General features: G+C 66.7%; 22 protein-coding genes. 14 read left to right on the forward strand and 8 right to left on the reverse strand.

Going from position 1 to position 22,763, the window contains the following annotated elements; translation table 11 throughout:
- The first annotated feature begins 192 nt into the window (after positions 1-192).
- Positions 193-699, forward strand: coding sequence for a hypothetical protein (locus BLU38_RS09925; RefSeq protein WP_091523754.1), 507 nt, complete (start codon positions 193-195; stop codon positions 697-699).
- 55 nt (positions 700-754) lie between these two features.
- Here BLU38_RS09925 and BLU38_RS09930 read toward each other — a convergent pair whose 3' ends face one another.
- The 3 genes from BLU38_RS09930 to BLU38_RS09945 all read right to left on the reverse strand — a co-directional run bounded on the left by BLU38_RS09930 (position 755) and on the right by BLU38_RS09945 (position 4,871).
- Positions 755-1,219: a hypothetical protein gene (locus BLU38_RS09930; protein ID WP_091523758.1), complete on the reverse strand. Its 465-nt coding sequence runs from the start codon at positions 1,217-1,219 to the stop codon at positions 755-757.
- Between the two features lie 491 nt (positions 1,220-1,710).
- Positions 1,711-2,847 (reverse strand): IS30 family transposase, encoded by a 1,137-nt coding sequence (locus BLU38_RS09935; RefSeq protein ID WP_091532217.1) that lies wholly within the window; start codon positions 2,845-2,847, stop codon positions 1,711-1,713.
- 497 nt (positions 2,848-3,344) lie between these two features.
- Positions 3,345-4,871, reverse strand: a complete 1,527-nt coding sequence (locus tag BLU38_RS09945) for an ABC transporter substrate-binding protein (RefSeq protein ID WP_091523765.1) — start codon at positions 4,869-4,871, stop codon at positions 3,345-3,347.
- A gap of 814 nt (positions 4,872-5,685) precedes the next feature.
- Between BLU38_RS09945 and BLU38_RS09950 the strand changes: the two genes are divergently transcribed.
- Positions 5,686-6,351, forward strand: coding sequence for an SH3 domain-containing protein (locus BLU38_RS09950; protein ID WP_091523769.1), 666 nt, complete (start codon positions 5,686-5,688; stop codon positions 6,349-6,351).
- A 284-nt stretch (positions 6,352-6,635) separates the two neighbouring features.
- Positions 6,636-8,198, forward strand: a complete 1,563-nt coding sequence (locus BLU38_RS09955) for a DEAD/DEAH box helicase (RefSeq protein ID WP_091523773.1) — start codon at positions 6,636-6,638, stop codon at positions 8,196-8,198.
- A 149-nt stretch (positions 8,199-8,347) separates the two neighbouring features.
- Here BLU38_RS09955 and BLU38_RS09960 read toward each other — a convergent pair whose 3' ends face one another.
- Positions 8,348-9,100, reverse strand: coding sequence for an SDR family NAD(P)-dependent oxidoreductase (locus tag BLU38_RS09960; protein WP_091523776.1), 753 nt, complete (start codon positions 9,098-9,100; stop codon positions 8,348-8,350).
- Positions 9,101-9,228: 128 nt separating this feature from the next.
- On the opposite strand from BLU38_RS09960, the gene BLU38_RS09965 reads away from it, so the two are divergent.
- The 4 genes from BLU38_RS09965 to BLU38_RS09980 all read left to right on the forward strand — a co-directional run bounded on the left by BLU38_RS09965 (position 9,229) and on the right by BLU38_RS09980 (position 14,045).
- Entirely contained in the window at positions 9,229-10,092 is an 864-nt protein-coding gene (locus BLU38_RS09965; protein ID WP_091523779.1) for a helix-turn-helix transcriptional regulator, read from the forward strand.
- 244 nt (positions 10,093-10,336) lie between these two features.
- Positions 10,337-11,761, forward strand: coding sequence for a proline--tRNA ligase (gene proS, locus BLU38_RS09970; RefSeq protein WP_091523782.1), 1,425 nt, complete (start codon positions 10,337-10,339; stop codon positions 11,759-11,761).
- 121 nt (positions 11,762-11,882) lie between these two features.
- Positions 11,883-12,947 (forward strand): DNA integrity scanning diadenylate cyclase DisA, encoded by a 1,065-nt coding sequence (gene disA / locus BLU38_RS09975; RefSeq protein ID WP_231920261.1) that lies wholly within the window; start codon positions 11,883-11,885, stop codon positions 12,945-12,947.
- A gap of 12 nt (positions 12,948-12,959) precedes the next feature.
- On the forward strand, positions 12,960-14,045 hold the full coding sequence (locus BLU38_RS09980; protein WP_091523788.1) for an HNH endonuclease: 1,086 nt from the start codon (positions 12,960-12,962) through the stop codon (positions 14,043-14,045).
- 49 nt (positions 14,046-14,094) lie between these two features.
- On the opposite strand, the gene BLU38_RS09985 is transcribed toward BLU38_RS09980, so the two are convergent.
- Positions 14,095-14,973, reverse strand: a complete 879-nt coding sequence (locus tag BLU38_RS09985; RefSeq protein ID WP_091523792.1) for a hypothetical protein — start codon at positions 14,971-14,973, stop codon at positions 14,095-14,097.
- An 87-nt stretch (positions 14,974-15,060) separates the two neighbouring features.
- Between BLU38_RS09985 and BLU38_RS09990 the strand changes: the two genes are divergently transcribed.
- From BLU38_RS09990 to BLU38_RS10005, 4 genes are all read left to right on the forward strand, one after another.
- Positions 15,061-15,951, forward strand: coding sequence for an HhH-GPD family protein (locus BLU38_RS09990; protein WP_231920262.1), 891 nt, complete (start codon positions 15,061-15,063; stop codon positions 15,949-15,951).
- A gap of 63 nt (positions 15,952-16,014) precedes the next feature.
- Entirely contained in the window at positions 16,015-16,845 is an 831-nt protein-coding gene (locus BLU38_RS09995; RefSeq protein ID WP_091523800.1) for an aldo/keto reductase, read from the forward strand.
- A gap of 118 nt (positions 16,846-16,963) precedes the next feature.
- The gene (locus BLU38_RS10000; RefSeq protein ID WP_231920263.1) at positions 16,964-17,992 is read left to right on the forward strand and encodes a nitronate monooxygenase; all 1,029 of its coding nucleotides are present in this window, start codon (positions 16,964-16,966) and stop codon (positions 17,990-17,992) included.
- 153 nt (positions 17,993-18,145) lie between these two features.
- A complete protein-coding gene (locus BLU38_RS10005; RefSeq protein ID WP_091523805.1) occupies positions 18,146-18,328 on the forward strand; it encodes a hypothetical protein in 183 nt (60 codons plus the stop codon).
- Positions 18,329-18,515: 187 nt separating this feature from the next.
- Here BLU38_RS10005 and BLU38_RS10010 read toward each other — a convergent pair whose 3' ends face one another.
- Positions 18,516-18,980 (reverse strand): DoxX family protein, encoded by a 465-nt coding sequence (locus BLU38_RS10010; protein WP_091523809.1) that lies wholly within the window; start codon positions 18,978-18,980, stop codon positions 18,516-18,518.
- Between the two features lie 143 nt (positions 18,981-19,123).
- Between BLU38_RS10010 and BLU38_RS10015 the strand changes: the two genes are divergently transcribed.
- Together BLU38_RS10015 and BLU38_RS10020 are read left to right on the forward strand one after the other, a co-directional pair.
- The gene (locus BLU38_RS10015) at positions 19,124-19,696 is read left to right on the forward strand and encodes a hypothetical protein (RefSeq protein WP_197680059.1); all 573 of its coding nucleotides are present in this window, start codon (positions 19,124-19,126) and stop codon (positions 19,694-19,696) included.
- Between the two features lie 37 nt (positions 19,697-19,733).
- Complete coding sequence (locus BLU38_RS10020; protein WP_197680060.1) at positions 19,734-20,108, forward strand: GNAT family N-acetyltransferase; 375 nt, start codon at positions 19,734-19,736, stop codon at positions 20,106-20,108.
- Here BLU38_RS10020 and BLU38_RS10025 read toward each other — a convergent pair.
- Positions 20,032-20,946 (reverse strand): phosphotransferase family protein, encoded by a 915-nt coding sequence (locus BLU38_RS10025; RefSeq protein WP_091523812.1) that lies wholly within the window; start codon positions 20,944-20,946, stop codon positions 20,032-20,034. The genes BLU38_RS10020 and BLU38_RS10025 overlap by 77 nt on opposite strands.
- Before the next feature lie 62 nt (positions 20,947-21,008).
- A complete protein-coding gene (locus BLU38_RS10030) occupies positions 21,009-22,055 on the reverse strand; it encodes a phosphotransferase enzyme family protein (RefSeq protein WP_091523815.1) in 1,047 nt (348 codons plus the stop codon).
- On the opposite strand from BLU38_RS10030, the gene BLU38_RS10035 reads away from it, so the two are divergent.
- On the forward strand, positions 22,047-22,607 hold the full coding sequence (locus tag BLU38_RS10035; protein WP_091523819.1) for an HIT family protein: 561 nt from the start codon (positions 22,047-22,049) through the stop codon (positions 22,605-22,607). The two genes, BLU38_RS10030 and BLU38_RS10035, sit on opposite strands and share 9 nt — an antisense overlap.
- Positions 22,608-22,763: the final 156 nt, after the last annotated feature.

Below are 22,763 nucleotides of genomic sequence, written 5' to 3' on the forward strand. Positions count from 1 at the left end.
GAATCACCGAGCAAGTGGGCGGCACTCCTCGGCGCGGCAGGGTGCGCGATCGCCGAGCTCCAGCCGGACAGGTGCTTTCCGAGGCCGCTGACCTGACGCGTGCTCACCGCGGCTCGTCGGGCGCATCTGGGAGGCCGATAAATGATTCCCAGCGCCAACGGGCCGCCGGCTGTCCTGTGTCATCATTTGGCCATGCACACCACCGCCACCGTCGGCGGCGTCCACGGACACTCTCCGCCTCACTGGCTGCGCGGAGTCATCGTGCTAACCATCATCTTGATCACGATCACGACCGCCGGTGCTTGGAGTCTCGGATACCGGCTCAACCTGCAGACAGCCTCAGTTCCGATCCCGGCATCCACCGCGAGCCCTGAGACCGTCGTTCGCACCTACGTTCGTGCCTTCAACCACCGCGACTTCAACACTCTGGCCGCCCTTTACCCCCACGAGCAACGCCTGTACAAGGCCGAACGCCACCGGGTCATCGGCACCATGAGCGACGTCAAGATCATCAGAAGTCGGTACGACACCAGCTACGGAAGGCAAAGCCCCTATTGGGCGATCGACGTCGAACTCAATTACACCGGCCTCCGTGGCGCCGACATCGCCTACCAGCCAGGACCGAACGCGTGGACCTACTACCTCGAACGCAGCGGCCCCCGCCACGCCTGGAGAATTGCGGATCACGGCGCCGGCTAGCTGGGCGCGAAGCTGGCAGTGGCAACCGGCTCGAGCGCACAGCGTGCGTGACGCATCACGTGCAGTTGGCGCTCGAGCTCGAGATCTGGACGTACCAGACCGGTTCGAACCCCATCACCATGCCGATGTTCCCGGCGGGGATGCAGAAGAGCTGGTTCCGGTTCCGGCCGAGGAATCGGATCGTCCATCCGCCCGTCTGTCGGTTGTTGACGTGGCCGTAACCGTGCCAGTCGGCCACGGAGTACGTCCCCGCCTTGGTGAACAGGAACTCGCGCATCGGGCAGTTCTGCCAGTCGGTCGGCCGCATCCCTTGGCAGTGCGGCACCTTGACACAGGCGTAGGAGGTGTAACAGCCGGGGAACGAGGTGTCGACCTCGTTGTTCGTCCGCACTGCTGGCGAGACCGTCGGGTAGTAGGTGTAGCCCCTAGCGTGGGCAGGGCTGGTCGGCCCAAGGGTCAGCAGGATGGTCGCCAGCAGGGCTTCGGCCGCGCCGATGCGACCAATGACATGTGATTTCATGCCGGCCAGCCAACCGGCTCACTCATTCATGTCGCCTTCAGATGGCTTTCACGCACCGTCGATGACCCGAGAACAATCGGCTCCCAAACGGCACTGAACGGCCCTATCGACCGGGCGACACCGAGCTGGGAGCCGATTCTTCTCGCCGTGCCCGCCGAAGGCTGCTCACCGCGGCCGACACGACACTTGCGGCACGGCCGCAGGCACTGACGAGCTTGTCGAAATCGGCTGATGATCGACCGCTCATCCGCAGCGTAGTTCGACAAACGCGTCCGGCTGCAACATGGTCGTCGATCCTGCGCGGCCCTGAGGATCCCGACGACGATCCGTCAGTGATCATGCTCTTCGAGTCACCGATGACCCCACGTTCCCTGTTGCGTACGAGGCGCCCATGCGGGCATCGGAGCCGGGCGGGGCAACCGGACACCCACTCACGCCGCAGCCCAGAGCGGCGGCTGCTGTCCCGGTGGTGGAACGGCGGATTCTGGCGGTCAGCGCAACAGCAGCGGTCCGATTTCTTCGATTGGCTTACGGTAACCCAGTCGTTTGCGGGGCCGATCGTTGAGTTCGGCGGCGATCGCGTTGAGGTCGGCCTCGCTGTGCACCGACAGGTCGCTGCCCTTCGGCAGGTACTGCCGCAGCAGCCCATTTGTGTTCTCGTTGACCGGCCGTTGCCAGGGGGTGTGTGGGTCAGCGAAGTAGATGTCGATACCGGTCGCGGCCTTGACCTGTTCCCAGTCCGTCATCTCGGGGCCCTGGTCCCAGGTCAACGAGTGCCGCAGCGCTACCGGTAGCTGGTGGAGCTTGCGCGTCAACGCTTTCTGCAGGTGCTCGGGTCGGTAGCCATCGGGCAGGTGGACCAAGATCGTGTAGTTGGTGCAGCGGTCGACCAGGGTGCCCACTGCGGAGGCATTGCGGCGACCGATGATCAAGTCGCCTTCCAGATGGCCGGGCACGGCACGATCATTGGCATCGATTGGCCGTTTGGAGATGTTGATCATGTTTGGGATCCGGTTCTTCCGTTGACCGGCCTTGCGGCAGGGCTTGCGCAGTGCCCGGCCGGTGCGCAGACACCGACTTACCTGCTGCTCCAGGCCGCCGCGGGACGGCACATACACCGACTGGTAGATACTCTCCGGGCTCACCCGCATCTGAGGATCATCGCCGAACTCGACTCGGAGCCGGCCGACGATCTGCTCCGGTGAGTACTTCTTCTTCAAGTCGGCCTGTACCCGGTCCCGCAGCCGCGGGTTGGTGGCCAACTTGGCCGGCTTGGGGCGGCTGGCTCGCTGGTAGGCGCGGGCGTGGGCACTGCTGGCCCGATAGCGGCCGTCTGGTTCGGCGTTGCGACGCAACTCCCGACTGATCGTGGCCGGTGAACGTTCCAATGCGGCTGCGATCTGCCGGATACCCTCGCCCCGGCCGTGACGCACGGCGATGTCTTCTCGTTCGACGAACGTCAGACAGCGTCCCTTCAGGTTCCGGCCACGCCGCGGGCGAATCCCGCCGCAGCGGGCCAGCCACCGCGAACCGGTGCGACGGTCGACACCGGCCTCGATCACCGCGCTGGTGAAGAACGCACCGTTGGCCATCGCTTCCCAGAACCCCTGATGAATCTCCGGAACCATCCGGACAGAGAACATCACCATCAACACCACGCCTCTCATTTCCAAGAGACCGGGGTGTTGCGATCACTGCTAGAACCCAAGGAACGGCTTTCGGGCGGCCTTCCCACAGTCGTACGGACACGCCAATCAGCTTGCACCCGGCCGACGTGGACGTCGTCTTGCAGCCAACTGGCGCTCGCGCAACTATTCAACGGTGGGGTACGGAGGGAGGTGGAAACTGATGCGGAAGCCGTTGGAGCGCCACGATCGTGAGCGTGGCGATCGTGCGGCGATCATCGTTGGCGGCACTGGAATCGGTGTCGCCGTGCTCGGCGGACTCGTGTGTATCGCGATCGGACGCACTGACAAGCTGTGGTACTCGCTCGTCTTACTCGTCATCGGGTTCGTGATTCTGCTACCGGGACTCTGGGGCCGCCATCGGCGGTGACGGGGTGACTGCCCGTGCGGCGATCGTCTGTGACACACCGGTTCGAGGCTCAGACCGGTGCCCAGTGTCGTTATAGCTGTCGGGTGATTCCCCAGAGTCCTAAATGCCATCCGGGGCCGAATGAGGTGGGCATGATCTTGATCCCTGACGCGGTGTAGATGTACTCGTTCTGCTGTGTGAGGGGCAAGACCACCTTGTCCTCAGCCGCGCGGGTCTGCAACGCGGTCAGCGCCGAGCTCGCGGCCTGTGGCCCACCGGTGCGGACTTGGTCGTCGGCTTGGCGAATGGTGGCTGCCGAGGATCGGAGGGGCTCCTCCAGCAATGGTTGCAGCCAGCTGATCGCGGTCGGCGTCCAGGCTTTGCGGTCCTCGAGCTGGAGGTCGGCATCGTGATCATCGGCACGGATTTGGACGCTCAATCCGCCGGTGGCTTCCAGCTGGTTGCGGAGTTGATCGGCGGTTCGCTTGCCGTCGGCAACGCTGGGATCGAAGCCTAGTGTGAGCGGGATGAGGTTCGCCCAGGTGATCGTGGCGTGCGGTCGGCCGCCCACCGGGAAGGCGGCTCGGTGCCCCGGGATCTGCGGAGGCACCAGGGAGTCCAGGGTGCGGTCTTCTTGGAGAGTGTCGGCGACCGCTGCCCGGAGTGCGCGATTGTTACGGTGGTCTGAGCCGGGGTTCCATCGCAGCTGTTGGACCCGAGCTCCGGGAAGGACCTGTTGGCTGAAGCCTGCCGCGGTCGTCCTGTTGGTCGAGACCTGGACCTGGTTTGCCAGTCGCGACAGCGCAGCAGGGGACAGGCCGCGCCACACCAGGTCGGCGCGGTGATCGTTCATGGCTGACTCGACGCTGGCCGAATCGGGCTCGGTCAGCACCTGTAACGCTGAGAGCTGGGCTGGTGTGCGGCCCTGGTACCTATCGAAGCGCGCTAGCTTGAGCCGATTGTTCTCCAGCGCGGTGACCCGGAACGGGCCCGAGCCGACGATGGGAGCGTTCCGGGCCTGGATCGCGTCGGAACTGTAGACCGTGTGGTCCACGATCGACGCTGCCGGCCCGGCCAGAGCCCAACCGAACTGCTTGTCATAGCGACGGAGCACGAAGCGGACCGTCCTCGCATCGGGAGTTTCGATCCGTTGCACCGAATCCAATGCTGAAGCAGAAGAGCCAGGAACGGCGAGCCTGATGGCTCTATCGATGCTGAACTTCACGTCCGCCGAAGTCAGCGGATGCCCGTTGGAGAAGGTCAGATCCGGCCGCAGCGTGCAGACGAAGGCACTCGTCGACGGGAACGAACATTCCTGGGCCAGATCGGGTTTATAGGCCCAGACTCCGGGAGCGACCTGCGACTGGCCAGGTAGCGACGTTGTGAGCCGCTGGAACACATTCTCGACCAAGATCATCGAACCCTGATCAGATACCGCCGCAGGATCAACCACTGTGATCCGGTCGGTGGTCATCACCGTGAACGGACGCTGCAGCGCTGAAGCCGAAGGGGCTGGAACATTCCTAATCCTCGCGGAACAACCTGCGGAAGCCAGCAACACCAACACCACAACGGCAACCCCGAACCAGACTCGGTAACCCGGCCGGCTCACGATCATGCGAACATCCTGCCACCGTCTAGTGCACTTCACCTCAACGCAGTTTCCACATCACGGGGTGCCCGGTCAGCGATCCCTTGTGACACAGGTTGCCCCTTATCGCCCCGGGCACCTGCGGGCGTACGACGGTGTCCGTCAGGGAAGGGCTATCGGGACGGTACTTGCTCTCGGGGGAGCAAATCAGAGCATCGACGCGGGGATTGGGTGGATTTCGGTGTGAACTCGAGGCCAAAGTCCACCCGCTGGCGGCTTCCTCGGTGCTCTGCCAGTGCTGCCCGATCGTGAATCGCCCCTAGCGGCCGCGAGCCACGCAATTCGCGATCTCAGCGGGTCCGATGCGGAGGCCCGCCCGCTCAGGTGGTCGGTCTGGACGGGAATGAGATCGTGATTTGCAGGGTTCTCCGGCAGCACCGATGAACGATCCCTCGGGGGCGGCTGAACTCGTGCTCGAGGTGTTCCCGCGGGAACACCGCCGGCTGTCAAACCGGCGAATCTCGGTGCTCGGCCCGGGTGATCGATCCTGTCCGGGCTCCGGGGCGCACGGATTGTCAGTCGGCCCATGGACAGGTCTCGGGACCTGCGGCGAGCAGCTGTGCTGAATCACCGTCTACGCGGCGGCGGCAGCCGGCCGAGCGGACCTTACGACCGCGTTGTTCAACAATCCTTGCGCTCTTGTCAATCATTCGGCGATCTCGCCAGTGCTGCTCGAACGGACACCCCTTCGAAGATTTCTTGACCTTTGTGGCAACAAAACGGGACGCGGACGACTCTCTCTGTGCAGAACACCTTGTCCGCAGCTACCGAAGGATCAACGATGAACACCCGCGATAACCACACCAACCGCTCCACGCGTCGCGCTCCGATCGCCCTCACCGCCCTGGCCGGCGCAGCGGTGGCAGCCACCGCCGTGATCGGGCTGACCGTTTCGCCGGCACAGGCCGACGGGCTGTCCGACAATCTGTTCGGAGACCACGGCCAGCCCCAGACCTCGATGCACGAGAAGCATGCCGCCGAGGGCCAGGTCCGGGCGACCGACGACGTCAACGTCCGCCGCGCGCCGTCGACCAAGGCAGCGCGGACCGGCGGTGTGGTCCAGGCAGGCGAGACGGTGCCGTCCACCTGCAAGCTGCCCGGCAGCGGTGTCGACGGCACCCGTACCTGGTATCGACTGCCGGGTGAGGGCAAGGAGTACGTCTCGGGACGCTACGTGAAGGAGATCGACAAGGTCGCCGACTGCAAGGGCGGCAACGATCCGAACGCGGTCTACATCACCAAGCGCACCTGGACCTTCAGCGGTCCGAACACCAGCGACCACGCCACGCTGCCAGCCCTGCAGCCGGGAACCCGGATGCATGTCACCTGCTACCTCGATGCCGACCGGGTCGCCGGGAAGACCGCCTGGTACCTCGTCGACAACGACGAGTGGTTGCCCGCCAACGGCGTCGACCTCGATGGTTCCCAGCCGCAATACTGCAGCTGACCAGGACTGGAGTGCAGCCGAGCAGGATGCCGTCACGTCGGGTGGCGCATCCTGCTCGCGGCCACCACGGCAGCACTCCTAGCTGGAACGGGGCTCGTATCCGGAAACGGGGCTCGAATCGGGACGACTGCGCGCAGCGGCTATGCTTGTGCCTTCAACTCGTCAGGTTCCTGCCGCGGGTTGTCCGCACGTCGTAGCAGCTCTGAGTGTGCTCCGTGCGTAACCAGCCGGACACATCCGGCCACCGGTTGTCGGCGGGGCATGTCTCACAGAATGCGTAATCCTTGACTTCTTTCACCACGCTCGGCGTGCCCGCACGCCTGGCTGATGTCCTCAACACGCTCCAATTCGATACCCCGACCCCGATCCAGCAGGCCACCCTGCCCGACTCGCTCGCGGGTCGCGACATCCTCGGCCGAGGCCGTACGGGATCGGGTAAGACCTTGGCCTTCCTGCTGCCGCTGGTCGCCCGGCTGACCGGCGGCAAGCGGGCCCGGTCCGGAGCGCCGCGAGCCTTGATCCTGGCGCCGACCCGGGAGCTCGTCGCCCAGATCGACGAGGCACTGCGACCGCTCGCGCAGGCGGCCAAGCTGTCGTCGCGGACCGTGTTCGGCGGCGTCGGCCAGGGGCCGCAGGTCGCCGCGCTCAAACGCGGCACCGACATCATCGTCGCCTGCCCCGGCCGTCTGGAAGACCTGATCGAACAGGGCCACTGCACGCTGGCCGACATCGAGATCACAGTGCTCGACGAAGCCGATCACATGGCCGACCTCGGTTTCCTGCCCAGCGTCCGGCGACTGCTCGGGCGGACTCCGTCGGGCGGCCAGCGGATGTTGTTCTCCGCCACCTTGGACAAGGCGATCGACTCGCTGGTCAAGCAGTTCCTGACCGACCCGCGGGTGCATCAGGCCGATTCGGTGCAGGCTCCGGTCAGCACCATGTCGCACCACGTCCTGCAGGTCGCCCGGGAGTCCCGGCTGCCGGTGCTGGTCGACCTGACCAGTGCCCCCGGACGGACCGTGGTCTTCACCCGCACCAAGTACGGCGCGAAGTCGCTGGCCAAGCAGCTCAATCGCAATGGTGTCCCGGCCGTCGAGTTGCACGGCAACCTCAGCCAGAACGCCCGGACCCGTAACCTCGACGCCTTCCACACCGGCCGAGCCACCGCCCTGGTGGCCACCGACATCGCGGCTCGCGGCATCCATGTCGACGATGTCGCCTTGGTGATCCACGCCGATCCGCCGGTCGACCACAAGGCCTATCTGCACCGGTCCGGTCGGACGGCGCGGGCCGGCAACTCCGGCACCGTCGTCACGCTGTCGATGGCCGACCAGGCCCAGGAGGTCCGGCAGCTGACCCGCGCCGCGGGCATCAAGCCGACCATCACCAAGATCAACTCCACCGACGACCCCGTGCTCGGACAACTCGCCCCCGGCACACGGGTGATCGCCGACCAGGCCGAGATCGCGGCACTGGCTGCCGTGGCGCCGACCGCGCAGGCCAACGGTGCCTCTCGTTCGGGCGGGCGGTCCCGGTCCGGCGGCAACTCCCGGCCAGCTGGCGGCTCTCGCTCCGACGGACGCGCCAGAGGTCAGGGCGGCCGGCGGCAGCAGGACAACCGTCGACCGGCCAGGGCCGAGGCCGACGGTGGACAACCGAACGGCTCCGGCGGACGGCGACGTCGTCGGCGCAGCGCCGGCAGCTCCGGCAACGGTTCGAACCGACCGGAAGGATCGGGCCGGCAGCGGTCCAGCAGCTCCGATGGCCGGGACGGCCGGAGCCGGTCGGCGTCGCCGACGTCCTCGCGTCCGCACAGTGCCGCGGCCTTCAGCGCCGGTCGGCGCTGACCCGCAGCCGATGATCAGGTCCGGATCCGTCGCACGATCGCCATGGGTCCGGACCTGTTCTCGTGTCGCCGCGTCGATGATCACCATCGAATGTCGGCGACGCTGACCCCGTCGCACCGGCGGCACCGGCTCCGTCCGACGGTGTGCGGTCAGACCTGGCCGTAGCCACCGTCGACCTGGTAGTCGGCGCCCGTGACATGCGACGCCGCGTCGGAGGCGAGGAACGCGATGACCGCGGCGACCTCGTCCGGCGTGGCCGGCCTCGTCATCGGTGTACCGGTGCCCATCCGGGCGATGAACTCCGCTCGCTGTTCCTCGGTCGGAGCGAGTGTGGCGAGCGCCGGGGTGTCGGTGGGACCGGGGCTGGCGACGTTGACGCGGATCCCACGCGGGGCGAGTTCGAGAGCCCAGGTGCGGGCGAACGCGCGGACGGCTGCTTTCGAACCGGCGTAGACGCTTTGGCGTGGTGATGCCTTGTGGGCAGCCATCGACCCGACGAGGACGACGGATGCGCCGTCGACGAGCAACGGCAACGCTTTCTGTACCGTGCTGATCGTTCCCCTGACATTCAGGTCGAACACGGTCGAGATCGTCTCCTGCGTGATCTCGCCGAGAGCGGCGGGAACGATCGTTGCGGCGTTGGCGACGAGGACGTCGAGCCGGCCGCTGCGTTCGCCGACCTCGGCGTACAGACGGGCCAGGTCCGCCGAGCACCCGGAATCCGCGACGATGCCGACAACGTCCCCGGAGAGTGTCGCGACTGCTGCGTCGAGTCGGGCCCGGTCGCGACCCGTGACGTAGACGGTCGCGCCGCCCCCAGCGAACCTGGCGGCGGCGGCCAGGCCGATGCCTGCACTCGCTCCCGTGATCACGACCGCCTTGCCGTCGAATACGCCGTGCATGAGACTCCTCGCCGATTGTCACCCATCACCAACATGTCGAGCTTGGCAGCCGCCGTCTGCCCTACCCGAGATCCTGTCGATGCTGGTACCGCCACCACCTGGCTACGGCCCTGCAGCAGAATGGTTCGGTGACCACCGATAGCCGCAGGGCTGAGCTGGGAGCGTTTCTGCGTTCGCGCCGAGAGCGGATGACACCGGAACGGGCGGGCATTCCCCGTGCCGGGCGCCGGCGAACGCCTGGCCTGCGCCGCGAGGAGGTCGCGCAACTCGCCGGCGTCGGTGTGACCTGGTACACCTGGCTTGAACAGGGGCGGCCCATCAACGCGAGTACGCAGGTGCTGGACGCCGTCGGCCGGATCCTGGAACTGGACCCGGCCGAACGCGATCACGTCCGTCGGCTGTCCGGGAACGCTCCCCTCCCGACAGACTCGACGATGGCCGAAGGCGCCGGGACGCCGGCCGACATCGACACGCTGGCCGACGTCGACACGCTCCTGCAGGCAGTGGAGCCATTACCTGCCGTACTGGTGAACGACCGCACCGACATCGTCCGATGGAACGAGACCTACCGAACGGTCAATCCCGGTCTGATCGCCGCCGATCCCCACCGACGGAACACCGTGTGGGACCTGTTCGTCGGCGACCGAGGCCGTGGTGGAGCGATCATCGACGGTGACGAGCGCGCGAGCCAGGTCGTCGCTGCATTCCGATACCGCTACGGTCACCACATCGACGACCCCGCCTGGCGCGGCCTCATCGACCGGCTCTGCCGGGCGAGCCCGCCGTTCGCGCGGCTCTGGGCGACGAAGGACGTCGCCCGCCCCGGCCTGTGCAACAAGGTGCATTCCGTCCCCGGCGTCGGCACGGTGACCCTTCGCCCCACCGGCATGGAACTCACCGATCGGCCAGGGCTTCGCCTCGTCGTCTATACGCCCGCCGACGACCAGAGCCGCGAACGCCTCGACAGGCTTCTCCATCGGGCCTCCGCCTGACCGCAAACAGGAGAGGACATTTCGCACCCACGGTTGAAATCCCTTGTGCGACATCGATTCAAAGCACAACCGGCGCCGGTGAAGCCCGTCCCGAGAACGGATGCGGACGGGTCGGATCCACGACCGGTCCGAGGTTTGCACCGGCTGCTGCCGATTCGGTCCGGCCGTGACGATGATCAACACCGATCGTCGGCGACGCTGATTTTGGGTCGCACCGGCGGCACCTGCTCCGTACGATGATCGGATGTCCCGAACCGTACTGACGCCGCGCGCCGAGGACTTCCCGCGCTGGTACCAGGATCTGATCACCAAGGCCGAGCTGGCCGACAACGGCCCCGTGCGCGGGACCATGGTGATCCGACCGTGGGGCTACGGGATCTGGGAGCGGATGCAGGCCGGGATGGATTCCCGGATCAAGGCGGCCGGTGCCGCGAACGCGTACTTCCCGCTGTTCATCCCGCAGTCCTATCTGCAGCGGGAAGCCGAGCATGTCGAGGGCTTCTCCCCCGAGCTCGCCGTCGTCACGCACGCCGGCGGCAAGGATCTGGAGGAGCCGATCGTGGTGCGGCCGACCAGCGAGACGATGGTCGGCGAATACCTGTCCAAGTGGATCAACTCCCATCGCGATCTACCGCTGCTGCTCAATCAGTGGGCCAATGTCGTGCGCTGGGAGCTACGGCCGCGACTGTTCCTGCGGACCAGCGAATTCCTTTGGCAGGAAGGGCATACCGCGCATGCCGACGAGCAGGACGCGGCGGCGTACGCCCGCCGGATCCTGCATGAGGTGTACGCCGATTTCATGCGCACCGAGCTGGCGATCCCGGTCGTCCCCGGCCGCAAGACCCGGCACGAACGGTTTGCCGGCGCGGTCAACACGATGACGCTGGAAGCCATGATGGGTGACGGCAAGGCCCTGCAGATGGGCACCAGCCATGAGTTCGGCCAGAATTTCGCCCGCGCCTTCGACATCACCTACACCGATGCCGAGCAACACAGCCGGCTGGCCTGGACCACCTCGTGGGGTTCGTCGACCCGGATGCTCGGCGGATTGATCATGGCCCACGGTGACGACGCGGGCCTGCGCCTTCCGCCGTCGCTGGCACCGATCCAGGTCGTGGTCAGTGTGGTCCGCGACGACGACGAGGGAAGGCCGGTGTCGGTCGCTCGCGGGTTGGTCGAGGAGTTGATCACCGGCGGCATCCGCGCCGAGCTCGACGACCGGGTCGACATCCCCTTCGGTCGCCGGGCCGTCGACCACGAGTTGAAGGGGATCCCGGTGCGGCTCGAGATCGGGCCCCGGGACCTGGCCGAGGACCGCGTCACACTGGTCCGCCGGATCTCTTCGGGCAAACAACCGCACCCGATCGACGGCGTGCTGCCGGCGATCACCACCGCCCTGGCTGAGGACCAACACCTGTTGTACAGCGAAGCAGAGACCCGGCGGGAGGAACGGACCGCCGACGTGACCGGTCTGGACGAGGCCCGGGAGGCCGCCCGCACCGGCTGGGCCAGGATCCCGTGGCGTTCGGTCGGCGACCGCGGTGAGGCCGAGCTCGGCGAGAGCGGTATCACCGTACGCTGTCTGGTGCTGCCGGACGGTGCGGTGCCGGACACCGACGACCCCGCCGTCGAACCGGACCTGATCGCGGTCGTCGGACGGTCGTACTGATGGTTCGACCGCCGTCGGCTGGGGCCGATCTGAGACGGCTGGATTTGAGATCGGACCGCACCGGTCCCGTACGATGACGCGATCATTGACTGACGACGACCGACGACAACAGGGAGAATTCGTGGCACCCGATCCGGCGCACCGTGACCGGGAACTGAGCTACCTCGCTCTGCTGGCACCGGGCACCCCGCTGCGGGACGGTTTCGAACGGATCCTCCGGGGCCGTACCGGTGCATTGGTCATCCTCGGCGACACGGCACAGGTGTTCGAGCTGTGCAGCGGCGGTTTCGAGCTGGACGTGCCCTACACCCCCACCGCGTTGCGTGAGCTGTCCAAGATGGATGGCGGCATCGTGATGACCAGCGCGCTGGACCGGATCGTCCGGGCCGGCGTGCAGTTCGTACCCGATCCGCAGCTGGAAACGGTGGAGACCGGGACCCGGCACCGCACCGCAGACCGGATGTCGCGACAGACCGGCGTCCCGGTGGCAACGGTATCGGCGTCGATGTCGACGATCGCACTGTTCATCGACGGCACCCGCCGACCGCTGCAGACCTCCGAACAGATCATGACCCGCGCCAACCAGGCGGTGCAGACTCTGGAGCGCTACCGCGAACGTCTGTGGCAGGTGACCGCTCGGCTGTCCGCGCTGGAGGTCGAGGACCAGGTGACGATCAAGGATCTCGCCCTGGTCGCCCAACGCTGGGAGATGATCCGGCGACTGCAGCAGGAACTCGGCGACTACGTCATCGAGCTCGGCACCGACGGCCGACTGCTCAACCTCCAACTGCACGAGCTCGGCGCCGGACTGGACGACCTGCGCGAGCTCCTCGAGCTGGACTATCACGACAACGAGGGTGCGACCTTCACCCTTGCTCCGCTGACCGAACTGAGCACCGCCCGGCTGCTCGAACCGCTCGATGTCGCCCGCGGTGTCGGCTTCGTCAACCAGCATCTGGACACCCGGATCAGCGCCCGGGGCTTCCGGCAATTGGCACAGATCAACCGGCTACCGGCCGCCTACATCTCCCGGCTGGTTGATCATTTCGGCAACCTCCAGGGGGTCTTCGGCGCCACCACGACCGAGTTGCAGGAGGTCGAGGGAGTCGGCGAGAGCCGGGCCCGGATCATCCGCGAGGGTCTCACCCGGCTGGCCGAATCGGTCTACTCCGAACACCTCGGCTGATCAACGACCGACGTGCCAGCAGATCCTGCGGAGGCCCGCTACCGGTCCGGCGGCGACAACCGGATGTTGCTCTTCGGACTCTGGCGTGCGCACAAGCTGCGTTGCTATTGGTGTGACGAGCTCAAGGAGTTCCGCGAACTGCAGGTCGATCACATCCTGCCGCGGTCGGCAACCGACGAGGCAGCTGCCTTGTTGGCAGCAGAGCTCGGCCAGGCCGACCCCTACGATGTCCACGACCTCTACAACCTGGCGCCGATCTGTGGCCCGTGCAACAACGAGAAGCTGCATCACGATTTCACCGAGACACCCCGGATTCTTTCCCGCTTGAGGCGGGCGCGGAGTGTGCGGCCCGCAGTGGTCAATCACGTGAAGGTTCTCTTGCGCAGCAGGGATCTCAGCGAGTTGCTGCTGCAGTTGCAGAATTTCGATCTCCGAGCTGGACGAGACGATGTGGCCGCCCTTGCGCCACTGTTCGTGGAGCGCCTTGCCGCGGTCGATCCCGGACTGATCCGCTATCCCCTCCGACAACGGCTACGGCTGGCGCAGGGCGGCCGGGCCGGCTGTCCCGTTCTGCTGGACCTCGACGTCACCGACTCCGAGCGGCGCCAGTTGGAGGCCCTCGCGCAGTTCAGTTCGCCGATCGAGACGTGGCTGGAGGCGTTGTGGACCGATTTCGGTGACAACTTCGACGCGTTGGTGCAGAACGGAATCGACGAGGTCGAGAACGCTGCCGATCGCCAGGTCGAGCCCTTTGCCCGGGTGGGGGTGGCGAATTACTCCCTTGCACCCGATGATCTGATCATCCACGTCGTCGCGGTGAAGCTGTACCTCGACGACGAACTCACACTCTGCATGCAGGGAGACCTCGAGGCCCGGATCTCCGGATCCGGTGTGTTGCCTCGCGGCGACGGGGTGGGGTTGGAGGACTTCCTCGTCGATGCACTGTGCACCACATCGTTCAGTGCCGAGCTGTCCGCGGACTTCGGCAGCTCCACCTCAGCGGCAACGGCGTCGGCCGGCGATTTCGAAGCCGGCAGCTGGCTGGTCGAGTTGTACGACCCGGACCTGCCGTCGGCCGCCGAACTCGAGCAGATTTGACCGGCCCCGCCGAAGCACCGGAGGTCGTGGCCGGGTCAGCGGCGCAACCTCACTCCAGGACCAACAACCACTGAACGGGCTTGGCACCCTGGTAACTGGCGGTCGCGTAGTAGTAGCCCGGCTGCGGTGTCTCCGAACGGGCCTTGCATTCCTTGCCCTGTTGGGATCGCTTGCCGTCCCAGGTGATCTTCCAGGTGGTGTCCTGCTCCGGCTTCAGCGTCGTGCGATGGTCACGGACCAGCTTGGCGCAGTCGTCGGTGGACCAGATCCGATCACTGCCGGAGTAGATCTTCAGTTCGAAGTCGTCGGCGTTGAGATCCAGGGCGCAGGACTTGTCGTCGCCGTTGATCACCGACACGGCGAAGTCGACGTCCTTGCCGATCGCCACATGGTGCTTCTCGCCCCGCAGGGTCGTCCGCAGCTTGCTCGGTTTGCAGGCGGCCGCGACCGGCTCCTTCTTGGTCTCGGCGCTCTTCTTGGCGTCTGCGCTCTTGTCCGCATCGGGGCTCTTCTTGCTGTCCGCGTCCTTCTTGCTGGCGGGGTCCTTCTTGTCGGAGTCCTGCTCGGCGTCTGCGCTGGAACTGCTGGACGGTTTGCTGCTCGCCGAATTCTTGGCCGTGGCCTTCGGATCTGCCTGATCGGTGGAATCGGCGCTGGACCGGTTGCTGGCGGAGGTCTTCGAACTCGGTGACGGCTTGGCCGATGCCGAGGTGCTGGGCAAGCCCGACGGGCTCGCGGCCTTGGTCGCGGGGGCGGCCGACGACGACGGCGAACTTCCCGGCGCAGCCTGTCCCGGGCTGCCGCCCAGATTGAACAGGAACACCAGCACGATGATCAACAGCACCAACAGCGCGCCCACCACCAGGGCTCGCCTCATCCAGTACGTCTCCGGCGATTCCGGACCCACCGGACGCATGACGCCACTCATACTCCGACGATAGGCAGCGTCCGGCGCTCCGCTTCGATGCCACGCCGGTGGGCTGCCCGGTTCCGGCCTACGGCTACGGTGTCGATCGTGGATCCCGCCGCCCTCGATCACGCCGCCGTCGTGACCAAGACCTTGCGCTGGTACGGCCACGCGGCCCGGGACCTGCCCTGGCGTCGGTCCGAGGCGACGCCGTGGTCGATCATGATCAGCGAGTTCATGCTGCAGCAGACCCCGGTGGCGCGGGTACTGCAGCCGTGGCAGCAGTGGGTCGAGCGCTGGCCGACCCCGGCAGCGCTGGCCGATGCGCCGAGCGGCGAGGCGGTTCGTGCCTGGGGCCGGCTCGGCTACCCGCGCCGTGCGCTGCGGCTGCATCGTGCCGCGACCGCCATCCGTGACGACCACGACGGTGAAGTGCCCGCCGACTATCACATCCTGCTCGGCCTGCCCGGGGTCGGCAGCTACACCGCGGCGGCGATCGCCAGCTTCGCCTATCGGCGCCGGCACGTCGTGCTGGACACCAACGTCCGCCGGGTCCAGACCAGGGTGGCGCTCGGCGCCGCCTATCCGCATCCGTCGGCAACGGCCGCCGACCGTGCCCTGGGCGAGGAATTCCTGCCGAGCAAGGCAGAACGGGCCGCACGCTGGGCGGTGGCCTCGATGGAACTCGGCGCCCTGATCTGTACGGCGCGGTCGCCGCGGTGTGACGCCTGCCCGGTCCGCAGCCATTGCTCCTGGTATGCGGCCGGCCGACCGGATTGGGATGGCCCGCCGCGGATCGCCCAGCGCTACGAGGGCACCGACCGGCAGTGCCGTGGCGCCCTGCTGGGCATCCTGCGGTCGTCCGACGACGCCGTCGGTGCCGAGGACCTGCTGCAGCACTGGCCGGATCGGCGGCAGGCCGAACGGGCCCGCGACTCGCTGCTGGCCGATGGTCTGATGATCGTCGCCGGCGACGATCGGTACGCCCTGCCCGGCTGATCCCACCCGGCAGATCCCTACCCTGCAACCGGACAAACCTGGACGGTCCGTAAGTTGGATGCCATGACCACTACTGCTCCCACCGTCGATCTCGTCCATGGCGCCCGGATGCCGGTCCTGGGGTTGGGCACCTCCCCGATGAACGACGCCGACACGGCCGCTGCGGTCCGGACGGCGTTGCAGACCGGCTACCGCCTCATCGACACCGCCGAGAACTACCGCAACGAGGTCGGCGTCGGCCAGGGCATCAAGGATGCTGCGGTCGCCCGCGACGAGCTCTTCATCACCAGTAAGTTCAACCGTGAGTGGCACAGCGTCGACGGCGTCCGGAAGGCCTTCGACAATTCGATTGCCAAGATCGGTGTCGACTATCTCGATCTGCTGCTGATCCATTGGCCCAATCCCGACCAGGACCGTTACGTCGATGCCTGGAAGGGTCTGGTCAAGCTGCTCGAGGACGGTGCCGTGAAGGCGATCGGCACCTCCAACTTCAAGCCCGCGCACCTGGACCGGATCATCGATGCGACCGGCGTCGTACCCGACGTCAACCAGATCAATCTCAACCCGTACACGACTCGCGACGCGACCGTCGCCTACGACCGCGAACACAAGATCATCACCGAGGCCTGGAGTCCGCTCAAACCGGCCGACATCCTGTCCGAGCCGGTGATCACCGCGCTGGCCGCGCAGTATCAGCGCAGCCCCGGACAGATCGTGCTCCGCTGGCACACCCAACTCGGGCTGGTCACAGTCCCGAAGTCGTCCTCGCCGGAACGGCTCCGGGACAACATCTCGATCTTCGACTTCGAGCTGACCGACCAGGAACTGGCATCGATCAGCGCGTTGGACAAGGGCGAGGACCACATCGCCGACTCCGACAAGACCGGTCACTGATCATCCCGCCCCATGATCATCCCGGCTGGGCGTTCCCGCACCGGCTTCATCCGGTGCGTGGCCCGGGACGTCGCCGGATCGCGAACGCTGACCCATCACCGAAGAGAGGCGGAACGCCGTGGCTGTTGAGAATCCGTTCGGCACCAGGCTGCCGTTGATCGGTGCACCGATGGCGGGCGGCCCGACCACGCCTGCGCTGGTCCGGGCGGCCCATGACGCAGGCGGCATCGGGTTCCTCGCTGCCGGCTACCAGACGCCGGAATCGCTGGCGGCGCAGCTGACCGAGCTGGACGACATCGCATTCGGCGTCAACCTGTTCCGTTCCGGCGCCAGCGGGATCACTGCCGAGGACTACCGCCGCTATGCCGACGAACTGGCGCCCGAGGCCGAACGGTTGGGCGTCCGGCTCGACCGGGAAACGATCATCGATGATGATGATCATTGGGCGGACAAGATCAGCTTGCTGGTGCGGCGACCGGTGCCGTACGTCTCGGTCACCTTCGGGCTGCCACCGGCCGAGGACGTCGCCGCCCTGCAGCGGGTCGGGACCTCGGTGTTGATCACCGTGACCACCGTCGAGGAGGCCCGGGCCGCGGCAGCGATCGGTGCCGACATCCTGATCGCCCAGGGCAGTGCCGCCGGAGGACACAGCGCCACCCACGATCCGCGGCGCCCGATCACCGACACCCCGACCGCCGACCTGACCGCTGCCGTGATCGCCGCGACCGGCCTGCCCACGGTCGCAACCGGTGGTGTCGACGGTCCCGCCGCCGTCCGTTCCCTGCTCGATGCCGGCGCCGTCGCGGTCGCGATCGGAACCCTGCTGTTGCGGACCGACGAGAGCGGCACGGCTGCGCTGCATCGGCGGGCCCTGGCCGATCCGGCATTCACCGAAACGGTGATCACGCACGCCTTCACCGGCCGCCCGGCCCGAGCCCTGCGCAACGTTTTCATCGATGCCCACCAGAGCACGGCGCCGTACGGCTACCCGGCTCTGCACCACCTGACCCGGGAATTCCGCAAGGCGGCAGCGGCGGCCGGCGATCCGCAGACGCTGCATCTGTGGGCGGGCACCGGCTACCGCAACGCACCCACCGGGCCCGCGGCTGCGGTCTTCCAGCACCTGTCCGCTGCACCGAACCGCTGACCGGTGATCGGCCCGGATCCTTCCGCACTGAAACCGCCGCACGGCCCGGCGGCCCCATCGGCATCTGACCGCCGGCCGAACTACATCGGTCCACGGTCTTCGTCCTCGCACAGATCCTTGCGGTCACAGCCATCCGCTCCGCACGCTGGACCGATGACATCCAGGACCTTCGAGCTGACCGTGACCGTCGACGCCGAGGAGGACGACGCCGACGGGCTTGCGGCGCTGCCGATCACAGCGATCAAGCGAACCGTCGCGGCCGCTCTGACCGAGGAACTCGAACCATTGCAGGACGAAAGCACCGGCGTCTGTTACTTCGTGACCGCAGTTCGCTGACGCCGCACCCGCGATGCCTCTGAGCCCTTCACGGCCGAGAACGCTCCCTGCAGGCGCGGATGCCGGCCGGAACGCGCGCCGATGCCCGCATGACGCCGCGGCGATCATTCGCTCGTCGGGTCCGGCCCGCGACCCGGTCGGCACCGTTCCGGATCTGTGTACGACCGGGCCGGCACAACTTCTCCGATCAGGCGCCGACCGGAGCCTCGCTCCGAGCTGCCGAGCGCCGCCGCAGGCCGTGCGCCGCCAGCGCGTCCACCGCGATCCGTCCCGGTCCGGTGAAGGCGTAGATCAGCGCGGTAGCACCGAGCAGCAGCACGAACTCGTACCCGCCGTCGCTACTGAAGAACCCGTTCGGCCCGTGGATCAGGACGATCGCGCCGATCATGTCGAGGGCGAACAACACCGCGATCGGTCGGGTCAGGAAGCCGAGGATGAAGGCCGCGCTGCCGAGCACCTCCAGCAGGATCACCAGTGCCGCGCTGACCTCGGGCATCGGCGCACCGATCTTGGTGAACATCCCGGTGACACCGCCGTACCCCATGTCGTGGAACTTCTGCCAGCCGTGCATCAGCATCGTGCCGCCGATCGCGACCCGGCCGATCAGCAACCCGACATCGGGCGCGATCGAACGCCTCTGGGCAGGACTCATGATGTCTCCTCATTAGTTGACTGCTCAACAGTCGGTCCCAACGACCCACCAGCCCGGATTGTTCCCGAACGCTTCCCGTGAACGACCGTGTCGCGTTCAAATGCGTGGCAACGGTCACGGCGCCGGCCGTAGGGTCACAGGTCATGGCGCGACACGCGTTCCATGGTGCGGCTGACCGCTTCGCGGTGACGGCCGACTTCGTCGCGGAACGATTCCCCGACGCTCGCTTCGTCGCCGATGTCGCCGGCGGTCAGGGCATGCTGGCTCGATTGCTGCGCAAGCGCTACAACATCGACACCGACGTCATCGACCCGCGCGGATGGACGCTGAAGGGTGTCTCCAGCCAGGTCACCGAGTACGCCGCCGAGATGGCCGGCTACTACGACCTGGTCGTCGGTCTCCATCCCGACCAGGCACTCCGGCCGGTCGTCGACTCCGCCAGGACGGTTCCGGTCATCGTGTTGCCGTGCTGCAACTTCTGGTCCGCCGACCACCGCCTCGGTCGTGCCGCCCTGCTGGCAGCGATCACCGACCATCACGGTGCGCTCGGCGGCGCTGTCGAGTCGATCACCCTGTCCTTCGACGGTCCGATGAACCGCGGATTGGTCCTGCTCCCACCACCTCGACCGCCAGACGCTGACCCGTCAGTTCCTCCCCGACACGCCGGGCGTGTCGGGGAGGAACTGACGGGTCAGCGTCTGGCGGAGGTGAAGTGATCCTTGTCGGCGGTCCGGTCGGGGTGCCATGTTGATCTTGACCACAGATCGTCTTCAGGTGTGGCGGTTCGAGCCGTCCGACGTGGACAATCTCACCACGCTCTACGCCGATCCGGCGGTGATGCTGTACGAAGCTGCCGGCGCTGCCCTGCGGTCGGCGTTCGATGATCATGGTGCGGCGTGTGTCGTCGCCACCACAATGGCGGTGAATCGCCGGTCCCGTGGAATCTTGGAGACGTTGGGATTCCGACATACCCGAACGGTCCATCTGGACTGGGAGTCGCCATTGCCGGGCGCCGAATCGGGCGAGGTGATCTACGAGCGGGAGCGCGATGTCAACTCAACTTCCACAGCGCATCGGCAAGATCATCCAGCGATTCGGCCTGCTGAGCAAGATCACGAACACCGCTGAACAGGTCGAATTCGTGCATCAGCGCAGCCTGCATCGCATGCCGGGCAAAATCCTCGTCCGCCGGCCAGCCGTATCCCTCCAGGAAGCTGCCGAGCAGCCGCCGATCGGCCCCGAACGCGCCGAGGTGCAGGGCGCCGAGCTCGTAGAACGGGTCGGTGATCATCGCGTCGCCCCAGTCGATCAGTCCGACCAGGCGGTCACCGTCGAGGAAGATGTGGTCCTCGGTGATGTCGCCATGCACCAGGACGGGATCGGCAGGTCGATAGCCGGCGATGTATTCCGGGATCTGATCGAGCAACCGTTCCGGGAGCACCTTCCACCGGCGTTGCCGATCGACCGTGTCCGTCCGGTGTTCGGCCAACCAGTCACCGTGCAGCTGCGACGGAGAGACGGCCGGGCAGCCGTGCACAAGCCTGACCTGTCTGCCCAGCTGGACGGCGACGTTCATCCGATCGCGAGTCGCCAGATCGGAGTCCCGCCACGCCTCGCCCGACAGTCGTTCACTGATCAGGAACGGCCAGTCGTCGGAGTTGCCGGGAAACAGCTGTCCGGTCGCGACGATCTTGGGCGCGCGGATCCACCGCTGGGCGTGGATCGCTTCATTGGCGGCGATCTCCGCTGCCACCGATCGGCGCCAGCCGCCGAAGTGTCCGAACAGCTTGATCACCAGCGATGTCCCGACCAGGGTCGGATAGGTGCCGGTGAACCCGCTGACCAACGGCTCGATCGGCAGGCCAGCGCGTGCCAGGGCCAGCTCCGCGTATGGCCGCCAGTGATCGGCATCACCGAGCAGCGCACCGTAGTCCCTGGTGGCGTCGAAGACGGGCGGTGCGAGCACAGGCCAACTCTGAACTCCGGCAGTGCCCTACGCAACCGGGTTTCACCGGCAGCGGCGTACGGTCACGACCCGACGCCAAGGTGCCGGGCCGTGTCGGCGAGGGCGGTGAATCCTGCCTCCACCCAGCCTTCGGCCAGCGAAGCCGTGCCCTGGGTCAACGGCTTGGTGATCAGGTGGAAGTGCAGGTTGTCGATCCTGGCCAGCAGGCCGAGCCACGGCAGCGCATCCAGCTCCACGGCGGGCAACGACCGAACAGCGGTGTAGCCGTCGAGGAACGCGTCGGCATGGTCGGTGGACATCGCTCCGGTCAGGTCCTCGATCTGCCATCCGGGCCCGGCAAGATCAAGATCATAGAAGCGGACCTCGTTGCCGACGAGGTGCAGATTGTCCAGGGACGGATCACCGTGTAGCACTCCCCGATGCAGGCCGCGCCCGGCAAGCGTCGCCAGCGCGTCTCCGGCTGCTGCAGCACAGCTGTCCACCAAGCGTCGACGTACCGGATCGTCAGCCAGTGCGGCAGCAACCTGGGCAGGCTCGTCACCGGTTCTGACCTGGCGACGCGCATAGCTGCAGGTGAAGGTGTCGGCGACCTGGTGGAGATGCGCGAGACTCCCGCCGACGCGGCGATAGAGATCGTCGGTCCAGGGCGGCTCGGGTTTCGCGCCGGGAAGCCATTCGGTGAGCGCGAAGGCACGCTGCCCCTCCGGCGCGTCGATGACTCCGACCGTGTCCCCACCATGCAGCGGGATCACGTCGGGCACCTGCACCCCGGACGCCACGAGATGCCGGGCCAGTTCCTGTTCCCACCGGACCTCGTCGGCGGAGAAGCGACCACAGCCGTAGATCTTCAGTGCATAGGCCCCTTCGCCGGCGTCGATCCGGTAGACGTCGTTGGTGAACGAACGAATCAGAACAGCCTTGCACGGGCCGAGTGGATAGTGATCACGAATCAGCTCCCGTACGGTCTCGACCGTCGGCAGCGACCGCACCCAGCTGGGCCTCTGTTGATCCACCTGCACCCGGTTCAATCTACTGGCGTTATCCCGCGGGACCTGTGCAAGGATGCAGCACCGTGTCCCCGATCTCGCGGCGGTGAACAGATGAGCCATGATGCCGACTCCTACGGTTTCTGTCCCCGAACCCGAGCCTCGGAGGATGAGCTTGCTCGTTGGAAGGAGCGACGGCGGATCGTCGGCGAGCGGGTGGCTGATCTCAACGCCCGCGGCATCTGCTACCAGTGCCGCGAATTGGCGACCGGCGATGTTCTCGGCCCGCAGCACCTGATCATCGACGAGCCCGATGTCCGTGTCGTCCTGGCCTCGGATCCACGATCGCCCGGACACACCATCGTCGTCTGGAAACCCCACGCCCACGACTTCACCGAACTCGACGACGACGCGACCGCGCGCCTGTTCAGCGTCTGCCGGGACGCCGCTCATGCGTTGCAGACTGCGATCAGCGGCGTCGAGCGGGTCTATCAGGTGACGATGTGCGACGGTCCGGTCAACCATCTCCATGTCCAGCTGATACCGAGGTATGCCGGCTCGCCGATCGGTTCCCGTCGGCTGATCGATCCGCGCGGCCCGGTCCTCGACGGTGACCTCCTTGCCGGAGCCATCGCAACGGCCTACGAGGACACCGTGGGCGACGGCGGACCGTGACCTGCCATCTCGCACAGCGGCAGCAACCTCGGGCCTGCGCCGGCGCCGCGACCAAACCGACCCCGACGGCCACATCCCAGCACGTGTTGCCATATCGCCTTCAGAACGCGACCTGTAGGGACTTATGGCAGCAGGTGATACGAAACGTCCGCAAAG

The organism is Microlunatus soli (assembly GCF_900105385.1).
Lineage (GTDB): Bacteria > Actinomycetota > Actinomycetes > Propionibacteriales > Propionibacteriaceae > Microlunatus > Microlunatus soli.